This window comes from Agrobacterium sp. NPDC058088 (assembly GCF_042885035.1).
Lineage (GTDB): Bacteria > Pseudomonadota > Alphaproteobacteria > Rhizobiales > Rhizobiaceae > Agrobacterium.
In genome coordinates, this window is sequence record NZ_JBHVSU010000001.1 from 431,412 (window position 1) to 454,283 (window position 22,872).

Here is a 22,872-nt window from a genome sequence, read left to right on the forward strand (position 1 = left end):
CAAATCGAAATGAGGAGTGTGCCCGTGTTTGACGATCTGTTTGGCCCTGAAGGGGCAAAGCGCGACGGCGCGGAAATTTTCAAGGCGTTGCGCGAAGCCGCTAGCGAACGCATCCTCATTCTCGACGGCGCCATGGGCACGCAGATCCAGGGTCTCGGTTTTGACGAAGATCATTTTCGCGGCAACCGCTTTATCGGCTGCGCCTGTCACCAGAAAGGCAATAACGACCTTCTGATTCTGACCCAGCCTGACGCCATCGAAGATATCCATTATCGCTACGCCATGGCGGGTGCGGATATTCTCGAAACCAACACGTTCTCGTCAACGCGCATCGCGCAGGCCGATTACGAGATGGAAAATGCCGTCTACGACCTCAACCGTGAAGGTGCGCAGATCGTCCGCCGCGCCGCCCAGCGCGCCGAGCGGGAAGATGGCCGCCGCCGCTTTGTTGCGGGCGCCATCGGCCCGACCAACCGCACGGCTTCCATTTCGCCTGACGTCAACAATCCCGGTTACCGCGCCGTCAGTTTCGACGACCTGCGTATTGCTTACGGCGAGCAGATCGATGGCCTGATCGACGGCGGCGCAGATATCATCCTCATCGAGACGATCTTCGATACGCTGAACGCCAAGGCCGCAATCTTCGCCTGCGAGGAGCGCTTCGAGGCTAAGGGCATCCGCCTGCCGGTGATGATCTCGGGCACGATCACCGACCTATCCGGCCGCACGCTTTCCGGCCAGACACCTTCGGCGTTCTGGAACTCGGTGCGCCACGCCAATCCCTTCACCATCGGGCTTAACTGCGCACTCGGTGCGGATGCGATGCGTCCGCACCTGCAGGAGCTGTCTGATGTCGCCGATACCTTCGTCTGTGCTTATCCCAATGCCGGCCTGCCGAACGAATTTGGCCAATACGACGAAACGCCTGAGATGATGGCCCGCCAGGTGCAGGGTTTTGCCCGCGACGGCCTCGTGAACATCGTTGGCGGTTGCTGCGGCTCGACGCCGGAGCACATCCGGGCGATTGCCGAAGCGGTCAAGGATTACAAGCCGCGCCCGATCCCCGAGCACAAGCCGTTCATGTCGCTTTCGGGCCTCGAGCCCTTCGTGCTGACCAAGGACATCCCCTTCGTCAACGTCGGCGAGCGCACCAACGTCACCGGCTCAGCCCGCTTCCGTAAGCTCATTACCGCTGGCGATTATACGGCGGCGCTGGCCGTCGCCCGCGACCAGGTGGAAAACGGCGCGCAGATCATCGATATCAACATGGATGAAGGCCTCATCGATTCGCAGAAGGCGATGGTGGAGTTCCTGAACCTCATCGCCGCCGAGCCTGATATCGCCCGCGTGCCTGTGATGATCGACTCGTCGAAGTTCGAGATCATCGAGGCTGGTCTGAAATGCGTTCAGGGCAAGTCGATCGTCAACTCGATTTCGCTGAAGGAAGGCGAGGAAAAGTTCCTTCAGCAGGCGCGGCTCGTCCACAATTACGGTGCGGCCGTCGTCGTCATGGCCTTTGACGAGGTCGGGCAGGCGGATACCTATCAGCGCAAGGTGGAAATCTGCACGCGCGCCTATAAGCTTCTAACCGAAAAGGCGGGCCTCTCGCCGGAAGACATCATCTTCGATCCGAACGTGTTTGCGGTGGCGACGGGTATCGAGGAGCACAATAATTATGGCGTGGACTTCATCGAAGCCACCAAGACCATCCGCGAAACCATGCCGCTCACGCATATTTCCGGTGGCGTTTCCAACCTGTCCTTCTCCTTCCGCGGCAACGAGCCGGTGCGTGAGGCGATGCATGCCGTGTTCCTGTACCACGCCATTCAGGTCGGCATGGATATGGGGATCGTGAATGCCGGTCAGCTTGCGGTTTACGACAATATCGATGCAGAACTGCGGGAGGCCTGCGAAGACGTGGTGCTGAACCGCCGCGACGATGCCACCGAGCGTCTGCTTGAAGTGGCAGAGCGTTTTCGTGGCACGGGTGAGAAGCAGGGCAAGGTGCAGGATCTCTCCTGGCGTGAGCTTCCCGTCGAGAAGCGGCTGGAGCACGCGCTGGTCAACGGCATTACCGAATTCATCGACGCCGATACGGAAGAGGCGCGCCAGAAGGCGGAGCGCCCATTGCACGTTATCGAAGGGCCGCTGATGGCCGGCATGAACGTGGTCGGCGACCTGTTCGGCTCGGGCAAGATGTTCCTGCCGCAGGTGGTGAAATCCGCTCGCGTGATGAAACAGGCCGTTGCCGTACTGCTTCCCTACATGGAAGAGGAAAAGCGCCTGAATGGCGGATCGGAGCGCAGCGCCGCTGGCAAGGTGCTGATGGCGACCGTGAAGGGCGACGTGCACGATATCGGCAAGAACATCGTCGGCGTCGTTCTCGCCTGTAACAATTACGAGATCATTGATCTCGGCGTCATGGTGCCGACGACGAAAATCCTCGAAACTGCGATTGCCGAAAAGGTCGATGTGATCGGCCTTTCCGGGCTCATTACCCCGTCGCTGGACGAGATGGTGCATGTGGCCGCCGAAATGGAACGGCAGGGTTTCGACATTCCGCTGCTGATCGGCGGCGCGACGACGAGCCGTGTGCATACGGCGGTGAAAATCCATCCGCGTTACGAGGCGGGGCAGGCAATCTATGTCACCGACGCCTCACGCGCGGTAGGGGTCGTGTCGGCGCTTCTCTCCGCCGAGCAGAAGCCCGCTTATATCGACGGTATTCGCAGCGAATATGCCAAGGTGGCGGAAGCGCATGCCCGCAACGAACGTGAAAAGCAGCGGCTGCCGCTTACTCGCGCCCGTGAGAATGCGCACAAGATTGACTGGTCGACCTATAGCGCCGTCAAGCCGCAGTTCTTCGGCACCAAAGTGTTCGAGACCTACGACCTTGAGGAGCTTTCTCGCTATATCGACTGGACGCCGTTTTTCCAGACATGGGAATTGAAGGGTCGTTTCCCGGCTATTCTCGAAGATGAAAAACAGGGCGAAGCGGCGCGGCAGCTTTACGCCGATGCGCAGGCTATGCTTGCGAAGATCATCGACGAGAAGTGGTTCCGGCCGCGCGCAGTGATCGGCTTCTGGCCGGCCAATGCTGTGGGCGACGATATCAGGCTGTTCACGGATGAAAGCCGTAAGGAAGAGCTGGCGACTTTCTTCACGCTGCGCCAGCAGCTTTCCAAGCGAGATGGACGCCCCAACGTGGCGCTTTCCGATTTCGTTGCGCCTGTCGATAGCGGCGTTGCCGATTATGTCGGCGGTTTCGTGGTGACGGCGGGCATAGAGGAAGTGGCGATTGCCGAGCGTTTCGAGCGGGCGAATGACGATTATTCGTCCATTCTCGTCAAGGCGCTGGCCGACCGTTTCGCGGAAGCCTTTGCCGAGCGCATGCATGAGCGGGTGCGCAAGGAGTTCTGGGGTTATGCACCTGACGAGGCTTTTGCTGGCGAGGAGCTGATCGGCGAGGCCTATGCCGGTATACGCCCGGCACCTGGTTATCCGGCCCAGCCCGACCATACCGAAAAGAAGACGCTGTTTGCCTTGCTGGATGCCACCAATGCGGCAGGTGTGGAGCTGACGGAAAGCTATGCCATGTGGCCGGGCTCCTCCGTCTCCGGCATCTATATCGGTCATCCCGAAAGCTATTATTTCGGCGTGGCCAAGGTCGAGCGCGATCAGGTTCTCGATTATGCGCGCCGCAAGGATATGCCGGTGGAAGAGGTGGAGCGCTGGCTCGGTCCTGTCCTCAACTACGTGCCGACGAATGGTGCTGAGGAAATCGACAGCGCGGCCTGATGTTCCGGTGTGCTGCCATTCAATAAAAAAGCGCGGGTTTTGCCCGCGCTTTTTGCATTTAGTCGGTGCTTAAGACCGTAACGCCGCCAGTTCCTCGATGCCGACATGGCTCTCCACCTCGCTGCCGCGCAGATAGAGATAGAGGCCGATGGCGAAGGCGAGGACGGCGATGAAGACCAGATACCAGGCATGCGCCATGGGATTGACGGCAAGCGCCGTGGTCACGCCAATCGGCGTCAGCCCGCCGAAGACGGCATAGGAGACGTTATAGGCGAAGGAGAGGCCGGAGAAACGGACCGACGCCGGGAAGGCGCGGACCATGACATAGGGCACCGCACCTGCCATACCCACTGACAGGCCCATGACGCCGTAAAGCACGAACATGGTTTGAAGCGATGTGCCGGCATAGCTGTAGAAGGTGAAGGTGGCGATGCCGAAGAAGATGCTCGCACCCATGAAGAAGATGCCGGAGCCGACGCGGTCGATCAGGGCGCCGGCGATGATGACGCCGAAGATCAGGAACAGCGTGCCGAAGCTGGTGCCGGCCAGTGCCTGCGTCGGGGTGTAACCGTAAAGCTTCTGCAGGAAGGTGGCCGTCATCAGCGTGGTGACGACGATGGCCGCCGACAGGACCCAAGTCAGCAGGGCAGAGATGATCACGCCGCGCATATGGTGCTTCAGCACGAGGCCAAGCGGCAGCTTGTCCGTCAGTGACTTCGACTTTTTCATTTCCATGAAGATCGGCGTTTCTTCCAGCCAGCGACGCAGATAAACCGCGATGAGGCCGAAAATGCCGCCGAGCAGGAAGGGAATGCGCCAGGCGTAACCGGCGACGTCTTCCGGTGTGAAGAGCGAGTTGATGGCAAAGGCTATCAGTGACCCGAGCATGATCCCGAAAGAGAGGCCTGATGTCAGGAAGCCGCAGGCAAGCCCAACGCGCCGGAAGGGCACATGTTCGGCAACGAAGGTCCATGCGCCCGGTACTTCACCACCGATGGCCGCGCCCTGCAGCATGCGCAGGATGATGAGCAGGATCGGTGCCGCCACACCGATGGTAGCATAGGTCGGCATCAGCGCCATGCCAAGGGTGGAGAGTGCCATCAGCAGGATGGAGAAAGCGAAGACGCGTTTGCGGCCATACCGGTCGCCATAATGCGCCAGCACGATGCCGCCCAGCGGCCGCACCAGATAACCGGCGGCGAAAATGCCGAAGGTCTGGATCATCACCAGCCAGTCGGGCATTTCCGGTGGAAAGAACAGATGGCCGATGACGGTGGCGAAAAATACGAAAATGATGAAGTCGTAAAATTCGAGCGCGCCGCCCAGGGCCGAAAGGCCAAGAGTTTTGTAATCCTGACCGTTAAGGGGCCGGGCTGCCGCCGGTGTAGTGGTGGGAGACATGAGGCTGCTTCTTTTCTAAATTACGTAGTACTTATGGGCATGCGGCAAGAGTGGCGGGATTTCAAGCCTTATCGATCCTTAATCACTCAGGTATTTGGATGGACGATCAAGAAAGCGCCGCAGGAAGGCGATGTTTTCCAGTTCGTCATAGAGGCGCTCGGTGATGCCATCCTCATCGAAATAATAAATCGTGGCCTCTGGAATGGCCAACAGCACGGGCGAATGGGTGGCGATGATCAATTGTCCGCCGCTATCGGCCGCGTTGCGGATGATCGCCGCCAGTTCCAGCTGCTTTTGCGGTGAAAGCGGACTTTCCGGTTCGTCGAGAAAATAGAGGCCGGCGCCATGCAGGCGCTGATGCATGATATCGAGGAAGCCTTCGCCATGCGATCGCCGGTCAAGGCTATTATTCCTGACAATCCCGCGAAATGTCTCCGGCGTTTCCTCCGGAAAATCCTCGCCGTTTTTCAGAGCCTTTTCCCGCTCCCAGCGAAAATCGTCCAGTGCTTCCTCGTTCTGTCGACGGATATAACCCAGCACGTCTTCCGCGCGCAGGAACATTCGGATCTTCGGATATTTCTTCCGGGCAAAATAGAAGGACTTCGCCACGGTTTCGGCATGCTGGAGATAGAGGTCACCCTTGACCTGACCATGATTGCCGATGGCATAGGCCGTCATTCCCGCCGCCAGACCCTCCAGCAGTGTCGATTTTCCCGAGCCGTTATTACCGGCAAAAAAGGTGATCGGCGTCTTGAATTCGAGGCGTTCCAGATGGCGCATGGCCGGAACGGAGAAGGGATAATCATCCCTTCCGTCCGGCATTTCTTTCATCGTAACGCTGTCGAGAAACAGCATATCGCAGTCCTTAATCCGTGATGTCGATTGCCATTGCACTCTGGTGCGTGATGGCGGCCCATGTCGCCAATCGATTGCGTAAGATTGCAGCTTATCGTTGGCCGCCCTCTGCGCAATGCTTGCGACACGGCATGTGTCTGTCGCGTCGTTTGCCTGAACTTAAGCTAAATGTAAATTACTCAAATATATTTAAGTTGTAATTGAAAATTCCGGATTAAATTTGTGATATACTTAGTATAAACTTCAAATTAATATAGTAATTATAATTGTTTTACATTGTTTTTTCGTTGGGGATGTCCGGGTGAAGCACATTGCATTATTTTCGGCCGCTATTTTGTTTTCCGCGATATCTGTGAGTGAAGCCGAGGCGCGTGGATCTAGATTTTTCGGAGGTTCATGGTTTGGCGGCGGTGAGACGATCGATCTCGTTTATGATCTTCCGGAGACCGAGCTGTTTCTTCGCAACGGCGAGGCCTATGATCTCGGTTATCTCAATAGCGATAACAACAGCGGGTACGTCCTCTATCGCGGCGAGCGGTACAGCAAGCTCACCGAAGCGGATATCGCCCGACTGAAGGCAATGCTTGGCTTCGATCCGACAACAAAGGACCGGATGGAGCGGGCGGCAAGGAGCCGCGATTCATCCTGGACGCTTGCGATCGTGATCGCGGTGGCAATCATCGGCATCTTCGTGCTGGTCCACAAGACGATACAAATCGTGCGATGGATGTCGCAACTGTCCACGACGTCAGGGGTCACGGCAAACAAGTTGCAGGAGGAGCCGCCCGCACCGCTTGACGTCCGCAGGGCGCGTTTGGCGAAACGAAACTGGAGCGACGGCGTTGCCGATCCAGCTGCGCGCGCCCGTGCGGATCATGCTGTCGCCGAGGCGGAGCCATTGCCGACCCGCACCGGCGCCACGGTGCAAGCCTTCGGACGCCGAAATGTGTGAAAAGGTTTTGAGCCTTATTCGAACCGGTCGATAATGCTGATGCCGCTTTCCCGGAAACTGTCCATGGCGGGCAGGGCTGCTGCCGCTTCGGTCAGTGAGATATGGCGGCCGATCAGCTTTTCCGGCGCGAGCCTGCCGCTTTCGATCATTGAAAGCATGTCCTCGTAACGCCATGCCTGCATGCCATGGCTGCCGTAGATCTCCAGCTCATGGGCGATCACCCGGGCCATGGGAATGGCTGGCATGGCATGGTCTGCCAGCATCAATCCCACCTGCACATGGCGTCCGCGCCGGCGCAGATTGCTGATGGAATTGCAGCAGGTCTGCGGATGGCCAAGGGCATCGACGGAGACATGCGCGCCGCCTCCGGTGATGTCTCGCACCGCTTCGGCAACATCGGCAACCGAACGGCTGTTGATGGTTGCGGTTGCGCCCAGCTGCCGGGCGAGTTCCAGCTTGTCTTCGGCAATATCGATGGCGACGACCTGTGCGCCGAGGCCCGCGCCGATCATGATGGCGGAAAGCCCGACGCCGCCGCAGCCGTGCACGGCCAGCCATTCGCCGCCCTTCAGGCGTCCCTGATCCGTCACCGCCCGGAAGGACGTGGCGAAACGGCAGCCGAGACCGGCTGCGGTGGCATAGGCCATCGATTCCGGCAGGTGCACCAGATTCTGATCGGCATAGTCGATGGCGACATATTCGGCGAAGGAACCCCAATGGGTGAAGCCGGGCTGGAACTGCGTTTCGCAGACCTGCTGGTTGCCGGAACGGCATTCGTGGCAATGGCCGCAGCCCGAGACGAAGGGGACGGTGACGCGATCACCCGTTTTGAATCGGGTGACGTGTCTGCCAACTGCGGCGATAACGCCGGCAAATTCATGGCCGGGCACATGCGGCAGGCGGATATCCGGGTCGTGCCCCATCCAGCCGTGCCAGTCGCTACGGCAAAGGCCGGTCGCTTTCACCGCGATAACCACGCCGCCATCGCTCGGTTCCGGATCGGGCAGAGACGCGACTACAGGGCTCTCGCCGAAGTGTTCGTAATAAAGTGCGCGCATCATGGCCTCCATCATTGATCAGCAGGTTCAAACCTGAACCTGCTGCTAGAGCATTTTCAGGAAAAATGCGAAGCCGTTTTACGTCAGGAGAAGCGCTTCAGTCCTTGATCAGCATCAGGTCGCCGGCTGCGAATTTCAATGTCACCCGCTCACCGACGGCGGGCGGCGCGGTGCCGGGATCGTTGAACATGTCGAAGGACAGCGTCGAACCGCCCAGATCAAGGCGGGTGCGGATGACGGAGCCGAGGAACTGGCTGGAGGTGACGAGGCCGGAAATGGCGACGTCGCCTTTCGCGTCGCTGCCTAGGGAGCCAGCTTCCGGGCGAAGCGCCAGCGTGATTTTTTCGCCGTTGGCTGCATCGACCGGCTTTGGCAGGGTAATCTGCTGCTCCCCGACCTGAATGGTGTTGGACGAGGAATCCACTACGGTCGCGTCGATGAGATTCAGCGTGCCGACGAAGGAGGCGACGAAGCGGGTGGCGGGTTTGTTGTAGATATCGAAGGGCGAACCGATCTGGTCGGCACGGCCGCCATTCATCACCACGATGCGGTCAGAGATCGACAGGGCCTCTTCCTGATCGTGGGTCACGAAAATCGTGGTGATACCGAGTTTCTGCTGGATCTGGCGAATTTCCTCACGCAGCGAGACGCGGATCTTGGCGTCGAGCGCAGAAAGTGGCTCGTCGAGCAGCAGCACTTCCGGCTTCGGGGCGAGCGCGCGGGCGAGCGCCACGCGCTGCTGCTGACCGCCCGACATCTGATAGGGATAACGGTCGGCCAGATGTTCCAGATGGATGAGCTGGAGCATTTCCTTCACGCGGGCGTCGATCTCGGCTTTCGGCTTGCCAGCGACCTTCAGGCCGAAGGCGACGTTTTCATAGACGTTCATGTTGGGGAACAGCGCATAGGCCTGGAACACCATGCCGATATTGCGCTGGTTCGGTCTGAGCGCCGTCTGATCCTTGCCGTTGATGACGATCGATCCGCCGGTCGGGATTTCGAAACCGGCGATCATGCGCAGAACGGTGGTCTTGCCGCAGCCGGATGGCCCGAGAAAGGAGACGAATTCGCCTTTTTCGATGGCCATGTTGAAATCATGTACGACCTGCACGGAGCCGAAGGATTTCTTGATGTTGCTAAGTGTCAAAAAGCTCATGAAAATCTTGTCCTCAGGCCTTGGGAGGCGCGCCCTTCTGATAGCGGGAAACGAGTTGGATCAGACCGAGGCAACCCCAGGTGATGCCGAAGGAAATCACGGCAAGCGCTGCCGGTTCATAGGCGCGGTTGGCGCCAAGCAGCTGCATATAGGGGCCAAAGGCCGGGCGGTTCAAAAGGGCCGCCATGGTGAATTCACCGATGACGATGGCGAAGGTCAGGAAGGCGCCCGAGAGCACGGCGACAAGAACATTCGGCAGGATGATGCGTGAGAGAATGGTCGTCCAGCCCGCACCCAGGCTCTGCGCCGCTTCCGTCAGTGTGGCCACATCTATGGTGCGAAGACCGGTGTCTACGGCGCGGTACATATAGGGCAGGGCGAGCGTGGCATAACCGAACATCAACAGCAGGTTGGTGCCAAAGCTCGTGCCGGTCAGCGGCAACCAGCTTGAGGTGTTGTAAAGCCTGATATAACCGAAAACGATGACAATGGCCGGGATGACCAGCGGCAGAAGCGTGATGAATTCGATATAGGGCCGCAGGCCGGGCAGCTTCAGACGCACCCAGTAGGCTGTCGGTACCACCAGCAGGACACCGAAAACGATGGTGAACAGTGCCATCACCACAGAATAGCTGAAGGTTTCCTGGAAACGCGGATCGGTCAGCACCTTGCCATAGGCGTCGAAGGAGTACTCGCCGCGCCGCATTTTCAGCGAGAAGTTGGTCATGCCGATCAGCGGTAGGGCAAAATAGAGCAGGCCGAAAATCAGCGCGCCCCAAGCGAAGAAACGCTTCATTTCAGCCACCTTTCGCTGCGGGCGCGCAGCCAGATATAAAGTGTGTTGGCGACACCGGTAACGACGATCATACCGAAGGCAAGCGCGTAACCGAGATGGGGATCGCCCAGCACGTCGCCGCGTATCTGGGCAAAAAGCAGTATGGGTGCAATGTTAAGCGAAGAGCCGGTCAGCGCTATTGCTGTTGCAACAGCACCGAAAGCATTGGCAAACAGGAGCGCGAACGTGCCAAGCAGTGACGGCAGCAGGATGGGAAATGCGATAAATCGCCAATATTGCGTTCCCGTCGCGCCAAGAACTTCCGCTGCCTCGCGCCATTCGCGCTTCAACCCATCCAGGGCAGGAGCGATGATCAGTATCATGAGCGGAATTTGGAAAAAGAGATAGGTGATTGTCAGCCCCCAGAAAGAGATGAGGTTGAAGCCCATCAATCTGAGGTCTATCCCCAGCTGGGATTTCAGGAAAACCGTCAATATGCCGACCGGGCCGAGGGTGGCGAGAAATGCGAAGGCCAGCGGAACGCCGGCAAATTGCGACGCAACCCCGGAAAACGTCATCAGCGGCCCGCGCAACACATTGGGAAGGCCACCAAGTATGACGGCGGCTGCGACGGAAAAGCCGATCAAACACCCCAGCAATGATGATGCGAGGCTGATTTTGATCGATATTGTAAAAGCGCCCATGATCGCCGGCGTGAAAAGCCCTGCAATATTGGCGAGCGTGAAACTGCCGCTCGGATCCTGAAATGCACCGATGACGATCTTCATCGTCGGCATGATCAGAAACATCGCAACAAATACGACAAATGGCAGCACACCTATCCAATGAAGCGGCAGCTTTCTGCCCGCGTCGGATGGTCCGCCGGTGTTGGTTGATGGCATGCCTTGTCCCCACACGCCGTTTTAAAACGGTCTATATATTGCGGTTATCACGAAAGAAACACCCCGGCCGTTCTTCAGCCGGGGTGCGTTTTCAACAACTTACTTGACGTTCGCGCCGACGGTCTTGTCCCAGCCGCCGGTAACGGCAGCCTTGTTGGCGTCAACTTCCTCGAGCGTCGGGAAGATAGCCTTTTCATAGGCCGCTGCCGGCGGCAGGCTGTCGATCAGTTCCTGCGGAACCTTGCCAGCCTTGACCATTGCGTTGAAGCGGATCGGATGGCAATAGCCCTTCAGCCAGCCGAGCTGACCGTCGTCGGAATAGAGATGCTCCATCCAGAGCTTCGCTGCATTCGGATGCGGTGCATAGGCAGAAATGCCCTGCACGTAAACGCCGGCCAGAACGCCCTTTTCAGGCACGACGACTTCTGTCGGCGGGTTGTCGTTCAGCGTCTTTTTCCAGGAAAGCGCGTTGTAGTCCCAGGCGATGATGATTGGTGTCGAACCCTGTGCGAGCGTGCCGGCCTTGCCGACGGTCGGAACGAAGTTGCCTGCCTTGTTGAGGTCGGCGAAATACTTCAGACCGGCTTCACCGGCTTCCTTGCCGGACTTTGCGCCCTGGCCAAGACCGGCGGCGAGAACGCCGAGAATTGCCTGGTTAGACGTCAGCGGGGGACCGGCAAGTGCGACCTGACCGGAATATTCCGGCTTCAGCAGGTCGGCCCAGTCCTTCGGCGTGTTCTTCACGAGGTCCTTGTTAACAAAGAACGACATGACGCCGTAATAGTCACCGTACCAGTAGCCGTCGGCATCCTTGACGTTGTCAGGAATTTCGTCCCAGGTGGAGACCTTGTAAGGCTGCAGCAGGCCTTCGGCCTTCATCTGCGGGCCGAAAGCGAGACCGACGTCAACGACGTCAGGAGCCTGCGGGCCCTTGTTGTCCTTGTTCGCCTTGATGGCTTCGACTTCGTCGGCAGAGCCGGCGTCGGGGTTCAGTTCGTTGACGGTGATTTCCGGGTACTTCGCCTTGAAAGCGGCGATGACGTCGCCGTAACCGCACCAGTCGTGCGGCAGCGCGACGGTTGTCAGCATGCCTTCCTTCTTGGCGGCAGCGATCAGTTCGGCGCTCGGCTCAGCGGCGGCAATTGCGGTGGAAGCGATGACCAGTGCGGTGGTCGTAGCAAGCAGTCGGCGGCAGTGCGAGATCACTTTTTTCTCCTCTTCGTGTTCTCATATTGCGGACGCTGATACGGAGTCTCGATGAAGCTAATGTGACGGCTGGATTGCAATTTATTTATCCGGATTCCGCCACTTTACACCCGTTTTCCGCCATCATCAGGCTTTTTGGCCTGCAATTGCGGGAGTTGTCCGTTCTCGTCCGTTAGACCAGATGTGTTCCCCAGCTTGGTTTTTTCCCTACTTTATCGTGCTGGTAGCGATAGCAGGTATCCAATCAGCGAGCAGCATCGGCGTCAAGTCGTATGCCGGCTACGCATATTCACGTTCTGTCGGGACGCCGGAAGAGGCGTGTCTGTTCAAACAGGCCTTCCAGTGCGTTCATGCGTTCCTTGGTTTCGTCCCATGTCCCGCTCTGCACCGCTTCGATCAGCGCCTCGACGACGAACAGGGTCACGACAGACGAATCCCATGCGGATGGGGCCTCGATCTTCACCCGGAAAATATGCAGCGCATGGCGTGCCACCGGCGATGTCCACTGGTCGGTAAAGAGGATGATTTGCACCCCATTTGCCTTGGCCACCTCGGCGAGCGTCGTCATATCGTGCTCGTAGCGTCGGATGTCGAAAATGACGAGCACGTCGCCAGAGCTCATGTTCAGCATATATTGCGGCCAGGCGCTGGAATTGGACGACATCAGCGTCGTCTTCGGCCGGATCACCTGCATGTGGGTGAAGAAATACTCGGCAATCGCACCGGTGATCCGCCCGCCGACGAAATAGATGCTGCGCTTGCGGTCCGACAAAAGCGCTGCGGCATTGTCGAAGACGGCGGTGTCGAGATCACCAAGCGTATCGCGCAGATTGCCGGTAATGGCGTCGGCAAAGCGGTTGAGAATGTGCAGGCCCGGCGCATTGGTCGCCCAGCGGTCATGCTTGGCAACGGGGCCGGAAATCGTCGCCTCCAGTTCCTGGTGCAGATGCGCCTGAAACTCTGGATACCCCTTGTAGCCCAGCTTCTGAACCATGCGCGCCACCGTCGGCGTGGAAACGCCGGCATTGTCAGCGATGGTGGTGATGCTGCCGAGACCGGATACGGGATAGTTGCCAAGCAGGCTTTCCGCCAGCCGTTTTTCCGAACGGGTCAACGCGTCGTAATGGGCATGGATGACATCCGAGACGGTCGCCGTCGTGCTGCGCAAACTTTTCCCCTTCCGGTCTTCTGCCGGTACATGGTCAAAATAAACATCTGCGCGCGCCGCCGAGTCAATGGGAAAATGAAGAGAAAATTTCAAAAATCCATTTGACACTCGCATTAATGTGAAGAATTCTTTTCGGTATTGAAGGAACGCGGGGGTTCCGGGTGGGGTTCGTGCATGACGCTGCGGTCGCGGTTTTTCACAGAAGCGGAAGGGCATGCCGTCGGCGTCGAGAACGCCGGGGGTAAGGGCGATATCCTTCTCGTCTGCGAACATGCGTCTTCGACCATTCCGCAGAAACTGGGTAATCTAGGGCTTGCGGCTGATGTGCTTTCCAGCCACGCGGCCTGGGATCCGGGCGCTCTCGCCGTTGCCCGGCTGCTGTCGGAGAAATTCGACGCGACGCTGGTTTACCAGCGCTTTTCGCGCCTCGTATACGATTGTAACCGCCCGCCCGAATCGCCTTCCGCCATGCCGGTGAAAAGCGAGATTTATTATATTCCCGGCAATTTCGATCTCGGGGAAGCGGAGCGCTTTGCCCGAACGTCGGCGCTCTATGTGCCGTTTCATGACCGGGTGAGCGGGATTATCGCAGAGCGTCAGGCCGCTGGCCGCAATGTGGTGGTGGTGACGATCCATAGTTTTACGCCGGTTTATCATGGCCAGTTCCGCGAGGTGGAAATCGGCATCCTGCACGATAGCGACAGCCGGCTTGCGGATGCGATGCTCGCCGGTTCCGAGGGGTCATCGCTCACCGTCAATCGCAACGATCCATACGGGCCGGAAGACGGTGTGACCCATACGCTGCGGCTACACGCGCTGCCGGATGGGCTGTTGAACGTCATGATCGAAATCCGCAACGATCTTATCACCAATGAAGGAGAGCAGGCGCAGATCGCCGCTTTTCTCTACGAGCTTATGGGGAAAGCACTCGCATCGATAGACGAGTGAGGGAGCAGGGGAGGCCGACGGTGAACACACCGGGGCCTGCCATTAAAAGAGAGACTGCCGCCATCCGATCAAGCCGGTCAAAGAAGCCGGGGCAAGGAGCGGCACGGGAACAGCAGATGCGTGCGGCGCGATCCGGGAATTCCCTGACGGCGTCGAAGACTGGGGCACAATCGGCCAATAATGGCTGACTGGCTTGTTTTTTTCTTATCAGGAGAGAAGGGCATGGACAGTTCATCATCAGGCGTCAGCTACAAGAAGGCTGATGCATCCTATTTCGAAAAACGCGGACTTTCCCGTTATGCGGGCGTGTGGTCGCTCTGGGCGCTTGGCGTCGGCGCGGTCATATCAGGGCATTTTTCCGGATGGAATTTCGGATTTTCCACCGGCGGCTGGGGCGGCATGCTGGTGGCGGGCATCATCATCGCCATCATGTATCTTGGGCTGACATTTTCGATCGCGGAAATGAGCCCGGCCCTACCGCATACCGGCGCGGCCTATTCCTTCGCCCGCACGGCCATGGGTCCGTGGGGCGGCTTCATCACCGGACTTTGCGAGAATGTCGAATATGTGCTGACGCCGGCGGTCGTCGTCACCTTCATCACCGCCTATGTGAACTCCATTCTCGGCCTCGATCCGGCCTATTCACCTTTCGTGTGGATCGTGTTTTATGCAATTTTTTTGGGACTCAACGTCTTCGGGCTTGAGCTTTCGTTCAAGGTAACGCTCGTTATCACGTTGATTTCGCTTGCCGTTCTGGTGTTCTTCTGGATCAGCGCAATCCCCAACATCGATTTTTCGCGTTTTGCGCTCAACATCGGTGTCGGTCCTGACGGCAAGGCGGTGGAACTGCCGGAGGGCGGCGGATCCTTCTTCCCCTTCGGTTTCTCTGGCGTTCTCGCCACGCTGCCTTTCGCGGTCTGGCTGTTTCTGGCCATCGAGCAGTTGCCGCTGGCGGCCGAGGAATCCGTCGATCCGAAACGCGACATGCCGAAGGGTATCATCCTTGGCATGGTCACGCTGATGGTTTCGGCCTTCATGATCGTGCTGCTAAACCCGTCGCTTCCGGGCGTCGGCGCCTTCCATCTCAGCTCGTCGCTTGAGCCGCTTTTGGACGGTTTCAAGGCGATCTATGGCGATGGCGGGGTGGTGCTGCTTGGTCTCGTGGCGCTCACGGGCCTGATCGCAAGTTTTCATACGATCCTCTATGCGCAGGGCCGTCAGATCTATTCGTTGTCGCGTGCGGGTTATTTCCCGACCGTGCTGTCCATTACCCACTCGAAATACCGCACGCCATATGTAGCCAACATCACCGGCGCGATCGTGGGCCTTGCGGTCATGCTGGTCATCTGGTTCTCGCTGGGTGCGGAACAGGGCGGCAGCATCATCGGCAGCGTGCTTTTGAACATGGCCGTTTTCGGTGCGATGTTCTCCTATATCATGCAGGCGATTTCCTTCATCCTGCTCCGCAAGAACCTGCCGCATATCGAGCGGCCGTTCCGCTCGCCCTTCGGCATTCCCGGTGCGGTGCTGACAATCATCATCGCCATCGTCACGCTGCTTTACCAGATCCAGGATCCGAACTTCACAAAGGGTGTGCTCTGGGTTGCCGTCTGGTTTGCCGTGGCGATCGCATACTTCGCTTTCATCGGCCGCCATCGCCTCATCCTGTCGCCGGAAGAGGAATTCGCGCTGGAGCACAAGCAGGCTGCCATGGCAGCGGCGGCTGCAAAGGCCTGATACTCAAACAAACGGGCGGCCGGATACGGCCGCCCGGTCACGACAATAAAGGGAACGGATAAAATGACGAGCTACACATTCGACGCGCTTAAAATGGATGTCGCTGAGGGTCGCATCGACACGGTTCTGGCCTGCCTTGTGGACATGCAGGGGCGTCTGATGGGCAAGCGGTTTCAGGCCGAGTTCTTTGTTGAAAGCGCCTATGAGGAAACCCATAGCTGCAATTACGTACTCGCTACCGACATGGAAATGGAAACCGTTCCCGGCTATAAATCCTCCAGCTGGGAAAAGGGTTACGGCGACTACATTCTGAAGCCGGACCTTTCGACGCTGCGGCGGGTGCCGTGGCTGGAAGGCACGGCGCTGGTGCTCTGCGACGTGCTCGATCACCACACCCACGAAGAAGTGCCGCATTCGCCGCGCGCGCTTCTCAAGAAGCAGGTGGCGCGGCTGGAGGCCATGGGGCTGAAAGCCTATATGGCGACCGAGCTGGAATTCTTCCTGTTCGACCAGACCTTCGATGCGGCGCGCGCCAGCGGTTACAGGGACTTGAACCTCGCCAGCGGCTATAACGAGGATTACCACATCTTCCAGACGACCAAGGAAGAGGACGTCATGCGGGCGCTGCGCAAGGGGCTGCAGGGCGCCGGCATTCCGGTTGAAAATTCCAAGGGCGAGGCGTCTCCCGGTCAGGCGGAAATCAACGTTCGTTATGCCGAGGCGCTGACCATGGCCGACCGGCACGCCATCATCAAGAACGCCACCAAGGAGATCGCCTGGTCCAAGGGCAAGGCGGTAACGTTCCTCGCCAAGTGGAACTACAATGCTGCCGGCAGTTCTTCACACATCCACCAGTCGCTGTGGAGCCTCGACGGCAAGACCCCGGCGTTTCTGGACAAGGACGCCAAGCATGGCATGTCGGAACTGATGCGGCATTATGTTGCCGGGCTTCTGGCCCATGCCAGCGAGATCACCTATTTTCTGGCGCCCTACATCAATTCCTACAAGCGGTTCATGGCCGGCACCTTTGCGCCCACCAAGGCGATCTGGAGCCTCGACAACCGCACCGCGGGATATCGTCTGTGCGGCGAAGGCACAAAGGGCATCCGTATCGAGTGCCGCGTCGGTGGCTCCGACCTCAATCCTTATCTTGCGATGGCGGCTCTTCTTGCGGCGGGCATTGACGGCATCGAAAATAAACTCGAACTTGAACCCGCTTTTGTCGGTGACGCCTATGGCGGCGAGGACGTGCGCGAGATACCCAAGACATTGCGCGACGCCACTGCCCATCTGGACGGATCGAAAATGCTGCGCAGCGCCTTTGGCGACGATGTGATCGATCATTACGTCCGCGCCGGGGCGTGGGAACAGGAAGAATACGACCGCCGCGTGACCGACTGGGAAGTGGCGCGCGGTTTCGAACGGGCCTAATCATTACGGGAAAACATCATGACCATGATCCAGAATATCTCGCCCATCGACGGTTCGGTCTATGCCGAGCGGGAGGCGATGTCGCTGGAGGCGGCGCGCGCCGCCGTTTCGAAAGCGCGCAAGGCGCAGAAGGACTGGGCGCGACGTCCGCTTGAGGACCGCGTTCAGCTTGTTCTGAAAGGTGTCGCACGCCTCAATGAAATGGTGGATGAGGTCGTGCCGGAACTTGCCCATATGATGGGCCGTCCGGTTCGTTATGGCGGCGAGTTCAAGGGCTTCAACGAGCGCTCGAACTATGTCGCGTCCATCGCCACCGATGCGCTGGCGCCGCTCGTCATCGAGGAAAGCGGCAATTTCGAACGCCGTATCGAGCGTGAGGCACATGGCGTGGTCTTCGTTATCGCGCCTTGGAACTATCCCTACATGACGGCGATCAACACCGTCGCGCCTGCGTTGATGGCCGGCAATACGGTTGTCATCAAGCACGCGGCGCAGACGCTGCTGGTCGGCGAGCGCATGGTGCGGGCCTTTGTCGAGGCCGGCGTGCCTGACGATGTCTTTATCAATGTCTTCCTCGACCACGGCACGACCTCGGCGCTCATTTCCGAGGGGCTGTTCAATTTCGTCAACTTCACCGGTTCGGTGGAAGGCGGCCGCGCCATCGAGCGCGCCGCGGCCGGCACCTTCACCGGTCTCGGGCTTGAGCTCGGCGGCAAGGATCCCGGTTATGTGATGGAGGATGCCGATCTGGAGGCCGCCGTCGATACGCTGATGGATGGCGCGACGTATAATTCCGGGCAATGCTGCTGCGGTATCGAGCGTATCTACGTTAATGAAAACCTCTACGACGCCTTCGTCGAGAAGTCGGTCGCGTGGGTGTCCAACTACAAGCTCGGCAATCCGCTGGAGCAGGAAACCACGCTCGGGCCGATGGCCAACAAGCGTTTCGCCAAGGTGGTGCGTGCGCAGGTCGCCGATGCTGTTGCGAAGGGCGCCAAAGCGCTGGTCGATCCGAAGCTATTCCCTGCCGATGATGGCGAAAGCGCCTATGTCGCGCCGCAAGTCCTCGTCAATGTCGATCATTCCATGGAGTTCATGACCGAAGAAACCTTCGGCCCATCCGTTGGCATCATGAAGGTGAAGAACGATGACGAAGCCATCGCGCTGATGAATGACAGCAAATACGGGCTGACCGCTTCGCTCTGGACGCAGGATGCCGCCCGCGCCGGGCGCATCGGCCGCGACATAGAAACCGGTACCGTGTTCATGAACCGTGCGGACTATCTCGACCCGGCGCTTTGCTGGACCGGTGTGAAGGAAACCGGCCGTGGCGGCTCGCTCTCCGTCCTCGGCTTCCAGAACCTGACCCGTCCGAAATCATACCATCTGAAGAAAGTCACGAAATGAATATCGTCGCCAACTGGAGCTACCCCACCGCCGTGAAGCTTGGCCGTGGCCGGATCAAGGAACTGGCGGAAGCCTGCAAGACGCTCGGCATCAAGAAGCCGCTTCTCGTTACGGATCGCGGCCTTGCCAATATGGCGATTACCGCGCATGCGCTGGATGTGCTGGAAGAGGCGGGTCTCGGCCGGGCGATCTTCGCCGAGGTCGATCCGAACCCGAACGAAATCAACATGGAAGCCGGCGTGAAGGCCTATCGCGATGGCGGCCATGACGGCGTCGTCGCTTTCGGCGGCGGTTCCGGGCTCGATCTCGGCAAGACCATTGCCTTCATGGCCGGGCAGACCCGCCCGGTCTGGGATTTCGAAGATATCGGCGACTGGTGGACACGGGCGGACGCTTCCAAGATCGCGCCTATCGTTGCCGTTCCGACGACGGCGGGCACCGGTTCGGAAGTCGGTCGCGCCAGCGTTATCACCAATTCGCAGACCCATGTGAAAAAGATCATTTTCCATCCGAAGCTCTTGCCCGGCGTCGTCATCTGCGATCCGGAGCTGACGGTCGGCATGCCCAAGGTCATCACGGCCGGCACGGGTATGGATGCCTTTGCCCACTGCCTCGAAGCCTATTCGTCGCCGTTCTTCCATCCGATGAGCGCCGGCGTGGCTCTTGAGGGTCTGCGTCTCGTCAAGGAATTCCTGCCACGCGCCTATAAGGACGGGACGGATATTGAAGCCCGCACCAACATGATGGCAGCGGCGGCGATGGGGGCGGTAGCCTTCCAGAAGGGTCTCGGCGCCATCCATTCGCTCTCGCATCCGATCGGTGCAGTCTACAACACCCATCACGGCATGACCAATGCCGTCGTCATGCCGGCCGTGCTGCGCTTCAACCGTCCGGCCATCGAGGACAAGATTGCCCGCGCCGCTGCCTATCTTGGCATTTCCGGCGGTTTCGACGGCTTTTATGACTATGTGCTGGAGCTTCGCAAGGAACTCGGCGTGCCGGAGAATCTCACCGCCATGGGCATCAAGCCGGATCGTATCGACGAACTGGCGGCGGAAGCGATCAAGGATCCGAGCTGCGGCGGCAATCCGGTGCCGATGACGCTTGAGAACACGAAGAAATTGTTCGAGGATTGCTTCTGACGCAGACGAGCCCGCGAGATCAGTCGCGGGCTTTTCTTAAAACGCTTCGCCCCGACGTTAGCTTTTTATTAACCCTGTTCGTTAAGATTATGGAAAGCACCATGAAGAGGTCGGTGCGTGAATGAGCATGAAACGGCTCTGACAAACAGGGGGTATCATGTCAGTCATCACTTTCGCCAATACCAAGGGCGGCGCGGGGAAAACCACGGCCGTGCTGCTTCTCGCCACCGAACTCGCCCGCAGCGGTCATCGAGTGACGGTTCTGGATGCCGATCCGCAATTGTGGATTTCCCGATGGCACGAATTATCCGGCGTGGTTGAAAATTTGGCTGTAATCTCGCATGTGACGATGGCTTCGCTCGAAGCGCACATTCGCGAGAATAGAGCCAATACCGATTGTTTCATCATTGACCTTCCGGGAGCGAAAACGCCGCTGCTAACCATGGCTCTCGGTATTTCCGATCACGTTCTGATCCCTGTTCAGGGCTCGGCAATGGACGCGCGAGGCGCCGCCGAAGTGCTCGACCACATTGAATTCCTTAACCGAAAGATGAGGAAGCAGATTGCGCATTCTATCGTTTTAACACGGGTTAACGCGATGGTGGCGACGCGGTCGTTACTGCTCGTCAAAATGCTGCTGTCGGAAAAAAACGTTTCCATGCTCAACACGGCGATTGTGGAGCGGGCGGCCTATCGCGATATTTTCGACTATGGTGGAACTCTTCTCTGTCTGGATGGAAAGAAGGTCAGTAATATCGACAAGGCGGTCGAAAATGCTGCAGCCTTTGCCGAAGAAGTCGTTACTCTTCTGCCGAAAAGACTTCCGAGGCGCGTCGCGCACCTTGCACGCCTGGTGACGCGCAGGGCTGCCTGATCCATTATTTCGATCCCAGCTGCTTGCACGCAAATCGCGGCGTTGGGCGAAATGGACTTCCCACAAAATACGTAGCAGAAGCGCCGTTACGAGGCGCTTTCTGGTACCTCTTCGCGGCGCGAAAATTTTTCTTGATTTGGAAACGATCGTTTCCTATATTCCGGTGATGAGCAATTTGAGCCAGTCCAGTTCCCCCCAACAACGCCATCGCGGCCGCCCGCGCGAGTTCGATCTCGATCGCGCGCTCGACGGCGCAATCAAGGTGTTCTCGCGGCGCGGCTACCACGCGACCTCGGTTGGCGATCTAACCGATGCGATGGAACTGGCGCAGGGCAGTCTCTACAAGGCCTTCAAGGACAAGAAAGCCATCTTCATCGCAACGATGGAGCGCTACAGGATTATACAAACCGAGCGTTTCGAGGCGGCTGTGGCTGGTTTCGAGACCGGTTATGAGCGTCTGAGAGCCGGGCTGATGTTTTATGCCGAACGATCTCATGGCGGAGTCGGCTCCGACGGCTGTCTCGTGGTTGGTGCTGCTGCCGATCTGGCTGCGCTAGATGACGACATCGCCGTCGTGGTCGAGCGGGCGGTGAAGGCGAGGGAACGGATCGTCGCCCGCATCATCACCGAAGGGCAGAAGGATGGTTCAGTGCATTCGAAGGCCGACCCGGATGATCTTGCCCGGGCGATGCTGTGCATGATGTATGGTATGCGCGTGGTGGGTAAAACCGGGCGCAGCCTCAAGGACATGGTGGCCGTGGTTGATATCGCCATGAAGCTTGCCGCGTAATTTTGTGAATATTTAGGAAACATTCGTTTCCATATTGGAGAAAATGATGACGACGCGTGTAATTGATGGGGAGGATGTTGAGGCAACATCCATTTCCCCGGCTCTGACGTTTTTGCTCGCGACAGCCTGCGGGCTGATTGCAGCCAATCTTTATTATGGCCAGCCGCTTGCCGGCATCATTGGATCGGAGCTTGGTCTTTCCGCCGGTGCCACTGGCCTGATCGTCACGCTGACGCAGATCGGTTACGGCGTCGGCCTGCTGTTCGTCGTGCCGCTCGGCGATCTCATCGAAAACCGCAAGCTGGTGGTCAGTTCGGTCTCGATGGCGGTATTGTCGCTCGCCGCCGCTGCGTTCGCCCCGCACGCGGCACCGTTCCTGATCGCGGCCTTTCTGGTCGGCGTCAGTTCGGTGGCGGTACAAGTTATCGTTCCCTATGCCGCGCATATGGCGCCGCATGCCATTCGCGGAAGAGTGGTCGGCAATGTTATGAGCGGGTTGATGGCCGGCATCATGCTGGCGCGGCCGGTTTCCAGCCTGCTGTCTGAAGTTGTCTCCTGGCGGGGCGTTTTTCTGACGTCGGCGGCCGTCATGGCGCTTCTCGCCGTGGTGCTTTTCCGGCTTCTTCCCATCCGCATGCCCGAGGCCCGGCTGAGCTATGGCTCATTGATGGCCTCCATGGGCAGGCTCGCCCTCCACACGCCGATCCTGCGGCGGCGGGCGATCTACCATGCTTTCCTCTTTGCCGCCTTCAGCCTGTTCTGGACGACGACGCCGCTTTATCTGAGTGGACCGCATTTCAATCTCAGCCAGGGTGAGATCGCGCTGTTCGCACTGGCGGGCGCAGCCGGCACCGTGGCCGCACCGATTGCCGGGCGAATGGCCGATCGTGGCTGGACCCGGGTGGCTACCCTTTTTGCACTGGTATCGGTGGCACTCTCCTTCGCCGTCACGCATCTGGCGCCGGAGGGCTCACATCTGGCGCTCGCCATTCTGGTCGTCGCCGCCATCGTTCTGGATTTCGGTGTTACCACCAATCTGGTGCTTGGTCAGCGGGCGATCTTCACGCTCGGAGCGGAATTCCGCAGCCGCCTGAACGGCATCTACATGGCGACGTTTTTCATGGGAGGCGCGATCGGTTCCGCCGTGGGGGGCTGGGCCTATGCCGTTGGTGAATGGCAAGCCGCCTCGTGGATCGGTTTTGCCCTGCCGGTGGCGGCGCTACTTTATTTCCTGACGGAAAAGCGCGGATAAACCCCACTGACGAAAAAGCC

The 22,872-nt window shown here is 58.8% G+C and carries 18 protein-coding genes; 10 read left to right on the plus strand and 8 right to left on the minus strand.

The window, feature by feature from the left end:
* The first annotated feature begins 24 nt into the window (after nt 1-24).
* The gene (gene metH, locus ACFVTJ_RS02110; RefSeq protein WP_386904224.1) at nt 25-3,798 is read left to right on the plus strand and encodes a methionine synthase; all 3,774 of its coding nucleotides are present in this window, start codon (nt 25-27) and stop codon (nt 3,796-3,798) included.
* 69 nt (nt 3,799-3,867) lie between these two features.
* Here the strand turns inward: metH and ACFVTJ_RS02115 are convergent, their stop codons facing one another.
* On the minus strand, nt 3,868-5,199 hold the full coding sequence (locus ACFVTJ_RS02115; protein WP_386904226.1) for an MFS transporter: 1,332 nt from the start codon (nt 5,197-5,199) through the stop codon (nt 3,868-3,870).
* 78 nt (nt 5,200-5,277) lie between these two features.
* On the minus strand, nt 5,278-6,054 hold the full coding sequence (locus ACFVTJ_RS02120) for an AAA family ATPase (protein ID WP_386904227.1): 777 nt from the start codon (nt 6,052-6,054) through the stop codon (nt 5,278-5,280).
* A 352-nt stretch (nt 6,055-6,406) separates the two neighbouring features.
* Here ACFVTJ_RS02120 and ACFVTJ_RS02125 point away from each other — a divergent pair, with 352 nt between their 5' ends.
* Nucleotides 6,407-7,006, plus strand: coding sequence for a hypothetical protein (locus tag ACFVTJ_RS02125; protein ID WP_386904229.1), 600 nt, complete (start codon nt 6,407-6,409; stop codon nt 7,004-7,006).
* A 14-nt stretch (nt 7,007-7,020) separates the two neighbouring features.
* On the opposite strand, the gene ACFVTJ_RS02130 is transcribed toward ACFVTJ_RS02125, so the two are convergent.
* The 6 genes from ACFVTJ_RS02130 to ACFVTJ_RS02155 all read right to left on the minus strand — a co-directional run bounded on the left by ACFVTJ_RS02130 (nt 7,021) and on the right by ACFVTJ_RS02155 (nt 13,271).
* On the minus strand, nt 7,021-8,064 hold the full coding sequence (locus tag ACFVTJ_RS02130) for a zinc-dependent alcohol dehydrogenase family protein (protein ID WP_386904231.1): 1,044 nt from the start codon (nt 8,062-8,064) through the stop codon (nt 7,021-7,023).
* 97 nt (nt 8,065-8,161) lie between these two features.
* Nucleotides 8,162-9,220: an ABC transporter ATP-binding protein gene (locus tag ACFVTJ_RS02135; protein ID WP_386904233.1), complete on the minus strand. Its 1,059-nt coding sequence runs from the start codon at nt 9,218-9,220 to the stop codon at nt 8,162-8,164.
* A 13-nt stretch (nt 9,221-9,233) separates the two neighbouring features.
* Nucleotides 9,234-10,016, minus strand: a complete 783-nt coding sequence (locus ACFVTJ_RS02140) for an iron ABC transporter permease (RefSeq protein WP_003522814.1) — start codon at nt 10,014-10,016, stop codon at nt 9,234-9,236.
* Nucleotides 10,013-10,897, minus strand: coding sequence for an ABC transporter permease subunit (locus ACFVTJ_RS02145; RefSeq protein WP_065655785.1), 885 nt, complete (start codon nt 10,895-10,897; stop codon nt 10,013-10,015). The genes ACFVTJ_RS02140 and ACFVTJ_RS02145 overlap by 4 nt, the downstream gene beginning before the upstream one ends.
* A gap of 99 nt (nt 10,898-10,996) precedes the next feature.
* Complete coding sequence (locus ACFVTJ_RS02150) at nt 10,997-12,103, minus strand: ABC transporter substrate-binding protein (protein WP_386904236.1); 1,107 nt, start codon at nt 12,101-12,103, stop codon at nt 10,997-10,999.
* A gap of 289 nt (nt 12,104-12,392) precedes the next feature.
* The gene (locus ACFVTJ_RS02155; RefSeq protein ID WP_386904238.1) at nt 12,393-13,271 is read right to left on the minus strand and encodes a MurR/RpiR family transcriptional regulator; all 879 of its coding nucleotides are present in this window, start codon (nt 13,269-13,271) and stop codon (nt 12,393-12,395) included.
* 174 nt (nt 13,272-13,445) lie between these two features.
* Here ACFVTJ_RS02155 and ACFVTJ_RS02160 point away from each other — a divergent pair, with 174 nt between their 5' ends.
* The 8 genes from ACFVTJ_RS02160 to ACFVTJ_RS02195 all read left to right on the plus strand — a co-directional run bounded on the left by ACFVTJ_RS02160 (nt 13,446) and on the right by ACFVTJ_RS02195 (nt 22,852).
* Complete coding sequence (locus tag ACFVTJ_RS02160) at nt 13,446-14,219, plus strand: N-formylglutamate amidohydrolase (protein ID WP_386904240.1); 774 nt, start codon at nt 13,446-13,448, stop codon at nt 14,217-14,219.
* Nucleotides 14,220-14,441: 222 nt separating this feature from the next.
* Complete coding sequence (locus tag ACFVTJ_RS02165; RefSeq protein ID WP_386904242.1) at nt 14,442-15,956, plus strand: amino acid permease; 1,515 nt, start codon at nt 14,442-14,444, stop codon at nt 15,954-15,956.
* Between the two features lie 63 nt (nt 15,957-16,019).
* On the plus strand, nt 16,020-17,387 hold the full coding sequence (locus ACFVTJ_RS02170) for a glutamine synthetase family protein (protein ID WP_386904244.1): 1,368 nt from the start codon (nt 16,020-16,022) through the stop codon (nt 17,385-17,387).
* An 18-nt stretch (nt 17,388-17,405) separates the two neighbouring features.
* Entirely contained in the window at nt 17,406-18,794 is a 1,389-nt protein-coding gene (locus ACFVTJ_RS02175) for an aldehyde dehydrogenase family protein (protein ID WP_386904246.1), read from the plus strand.
* The gene (locus tag ACFVTJ_RS02180; RefSeq protein ID WP_386904248.1) at nt 18,791-19,936 is read left to right on the plus strand and encodes an iron-containing alcohol dehydrogenase; all 1,146 of its coding nucleotides are present in this window, start codon (nt 18,791-18,793) and stop codon (nt 19,934-19,936) included. The genes ACFVTJ_RS02175 and ACFVTJ_RS02180 overlap by 4 nt, the downstream gene beginning before the upstream one ends.
* A 157-nt stretch (nt 19,937-20,093) precedes the next feature.
* Nucleotides 20,094-20,810, plus strand: coding sequence for an AAA family ATPase (locus ACFVTJ_RS02185; protein ID WP_386904250.1), 717 nt, complete (start codon nt 20,094-20,096; stop codon nt 20,808-20,810).
* A gap of 166 nt (nt 20,811-20,976) precedes the next feature.
* The gene (locus ACFVTJ_RS02190) at nt 20,977-21,600 is read left to right on the plus strand and encodes a TetR/AcrR family transcriptional regulator (RefSeq protein WP_386905249.1); all 624 of its coding nucleotides are present in this window, start codon (nt 20,977-20,979) and stop codon (nt 21,598-21,600) included.
* A 46-nt stretch (nt 21,601-21,646) separates the two neighbouring features.
* Nucleotides 21,647-22,852, plus strand: a complete 1,206-nt coding sequence (locus tag ACFVTJ_RS02195) for an MFS transporter (RefSeq protein ID WP_386904252.1) — start codon at nt 21,647-21,649, stop codon at nt 22,850-22,852.
* Nucleotides 22,853-22,872: the final 20 nt, after the last annotated feature.

Coding starts and splice junctions, on each gene's coding strand:
- ACFVTJ_RS02180 (WP_386904248.1), top strand. CDS start 18,791: ATGAATATCGTCGCCAACTGGAGCTACCCCACCGCCGTGAAGCTTGGC.
- ACFVTJ_RS02170 (WP_386904244.1), top strand. CDS start 16,020: ATGACGAGCTACACATTCGACGCGCTTAAAATGGATGTCGCTGAGGGT.
- ACFVTJ_RS02130 (WP_386904231.1), bottom strand. CDS start 8,064: ATGCGCGCACTTTATTACGAACACTTCGGCGAGAGCCCTGTAGTCGCG.
- ACFVTJ_RS02145 (WP_065655785.1), bottom strand. CDS start 10,897: ATGCCATCAACCAACACCGGCGGACCATCCGACGCGGGCAGAAAGCTG.
- ACFVTJ_RS02115 (WP_386904226.1), bottom strand. CDS start 5,199: ATGTCTCCCACCACTACACCGGCGGCAGCCCGGCCCCTTAACGGTCAG.
- ACFVTJ_RS02120 (WP_386904227.1), bottom strand. CDS start 6,054: ATGCTGTTTCTCGACAGCGTTACGATGAAAGAAATGCCGGACGGAAGG.
- ACFVTJ_RS02195 (WP_386904252.1), top strand. CDS start 21,647: ATGACGACGCGTGTAATTGATGGGGAGGATGTTGAGGCAACATCCATT.
- ACFVTJ_RS02175 (WP_386904246.1), top strand. CDS start 17,406: ATGACCATGATCCAGAATATCTCGCCCATCGACGGTTCGGTCTATGCC.
- ACFVTJ_RS02165 (WP_386904242.1), top strand. CDS start 14,442: ATGGACAGTTCATCATCAGGCGTCAGCTACAAGAAGGCTGATGCATCC.
- ACFVTJ_RS02135 (WP_386904233.1), bottom strand. CDS start 9,220: ATGAGCTTTTTGACACTTAGCAACATCAAGAAATCCTTCGGCTCCGTG.
- ACFVTJ_RS02140 (WP_003522814.1), bottom strand. CDS start 10,016: ATGAAGCGTTTCTTCGCTTGGGGCGCGCTGATTTTCGGCCTGCTCTAT.
- ACFVTJ_RS02185 (WP_386904250.1), top strand. CDS start 20,094: ATGTCAGTCATCACTTTCGCCAATACCAAGGGCGGCGCGGGGAAAACC.
- ACFVTJ_RS02190 (WP_386905249.1), top strand. CDS start 20,977: ATGAGCAATTTGAGCCAGTCCAGTTCCCCCCAACAACGCCATCGCGGC.
- ACFVTJ_RS02160 (WP_386904240.1), top strand. CDS start 13,446: ATGACGCTGCGGTCGCGGTTTTTCACAGAAGCGGAAGGGCATGCCGTC.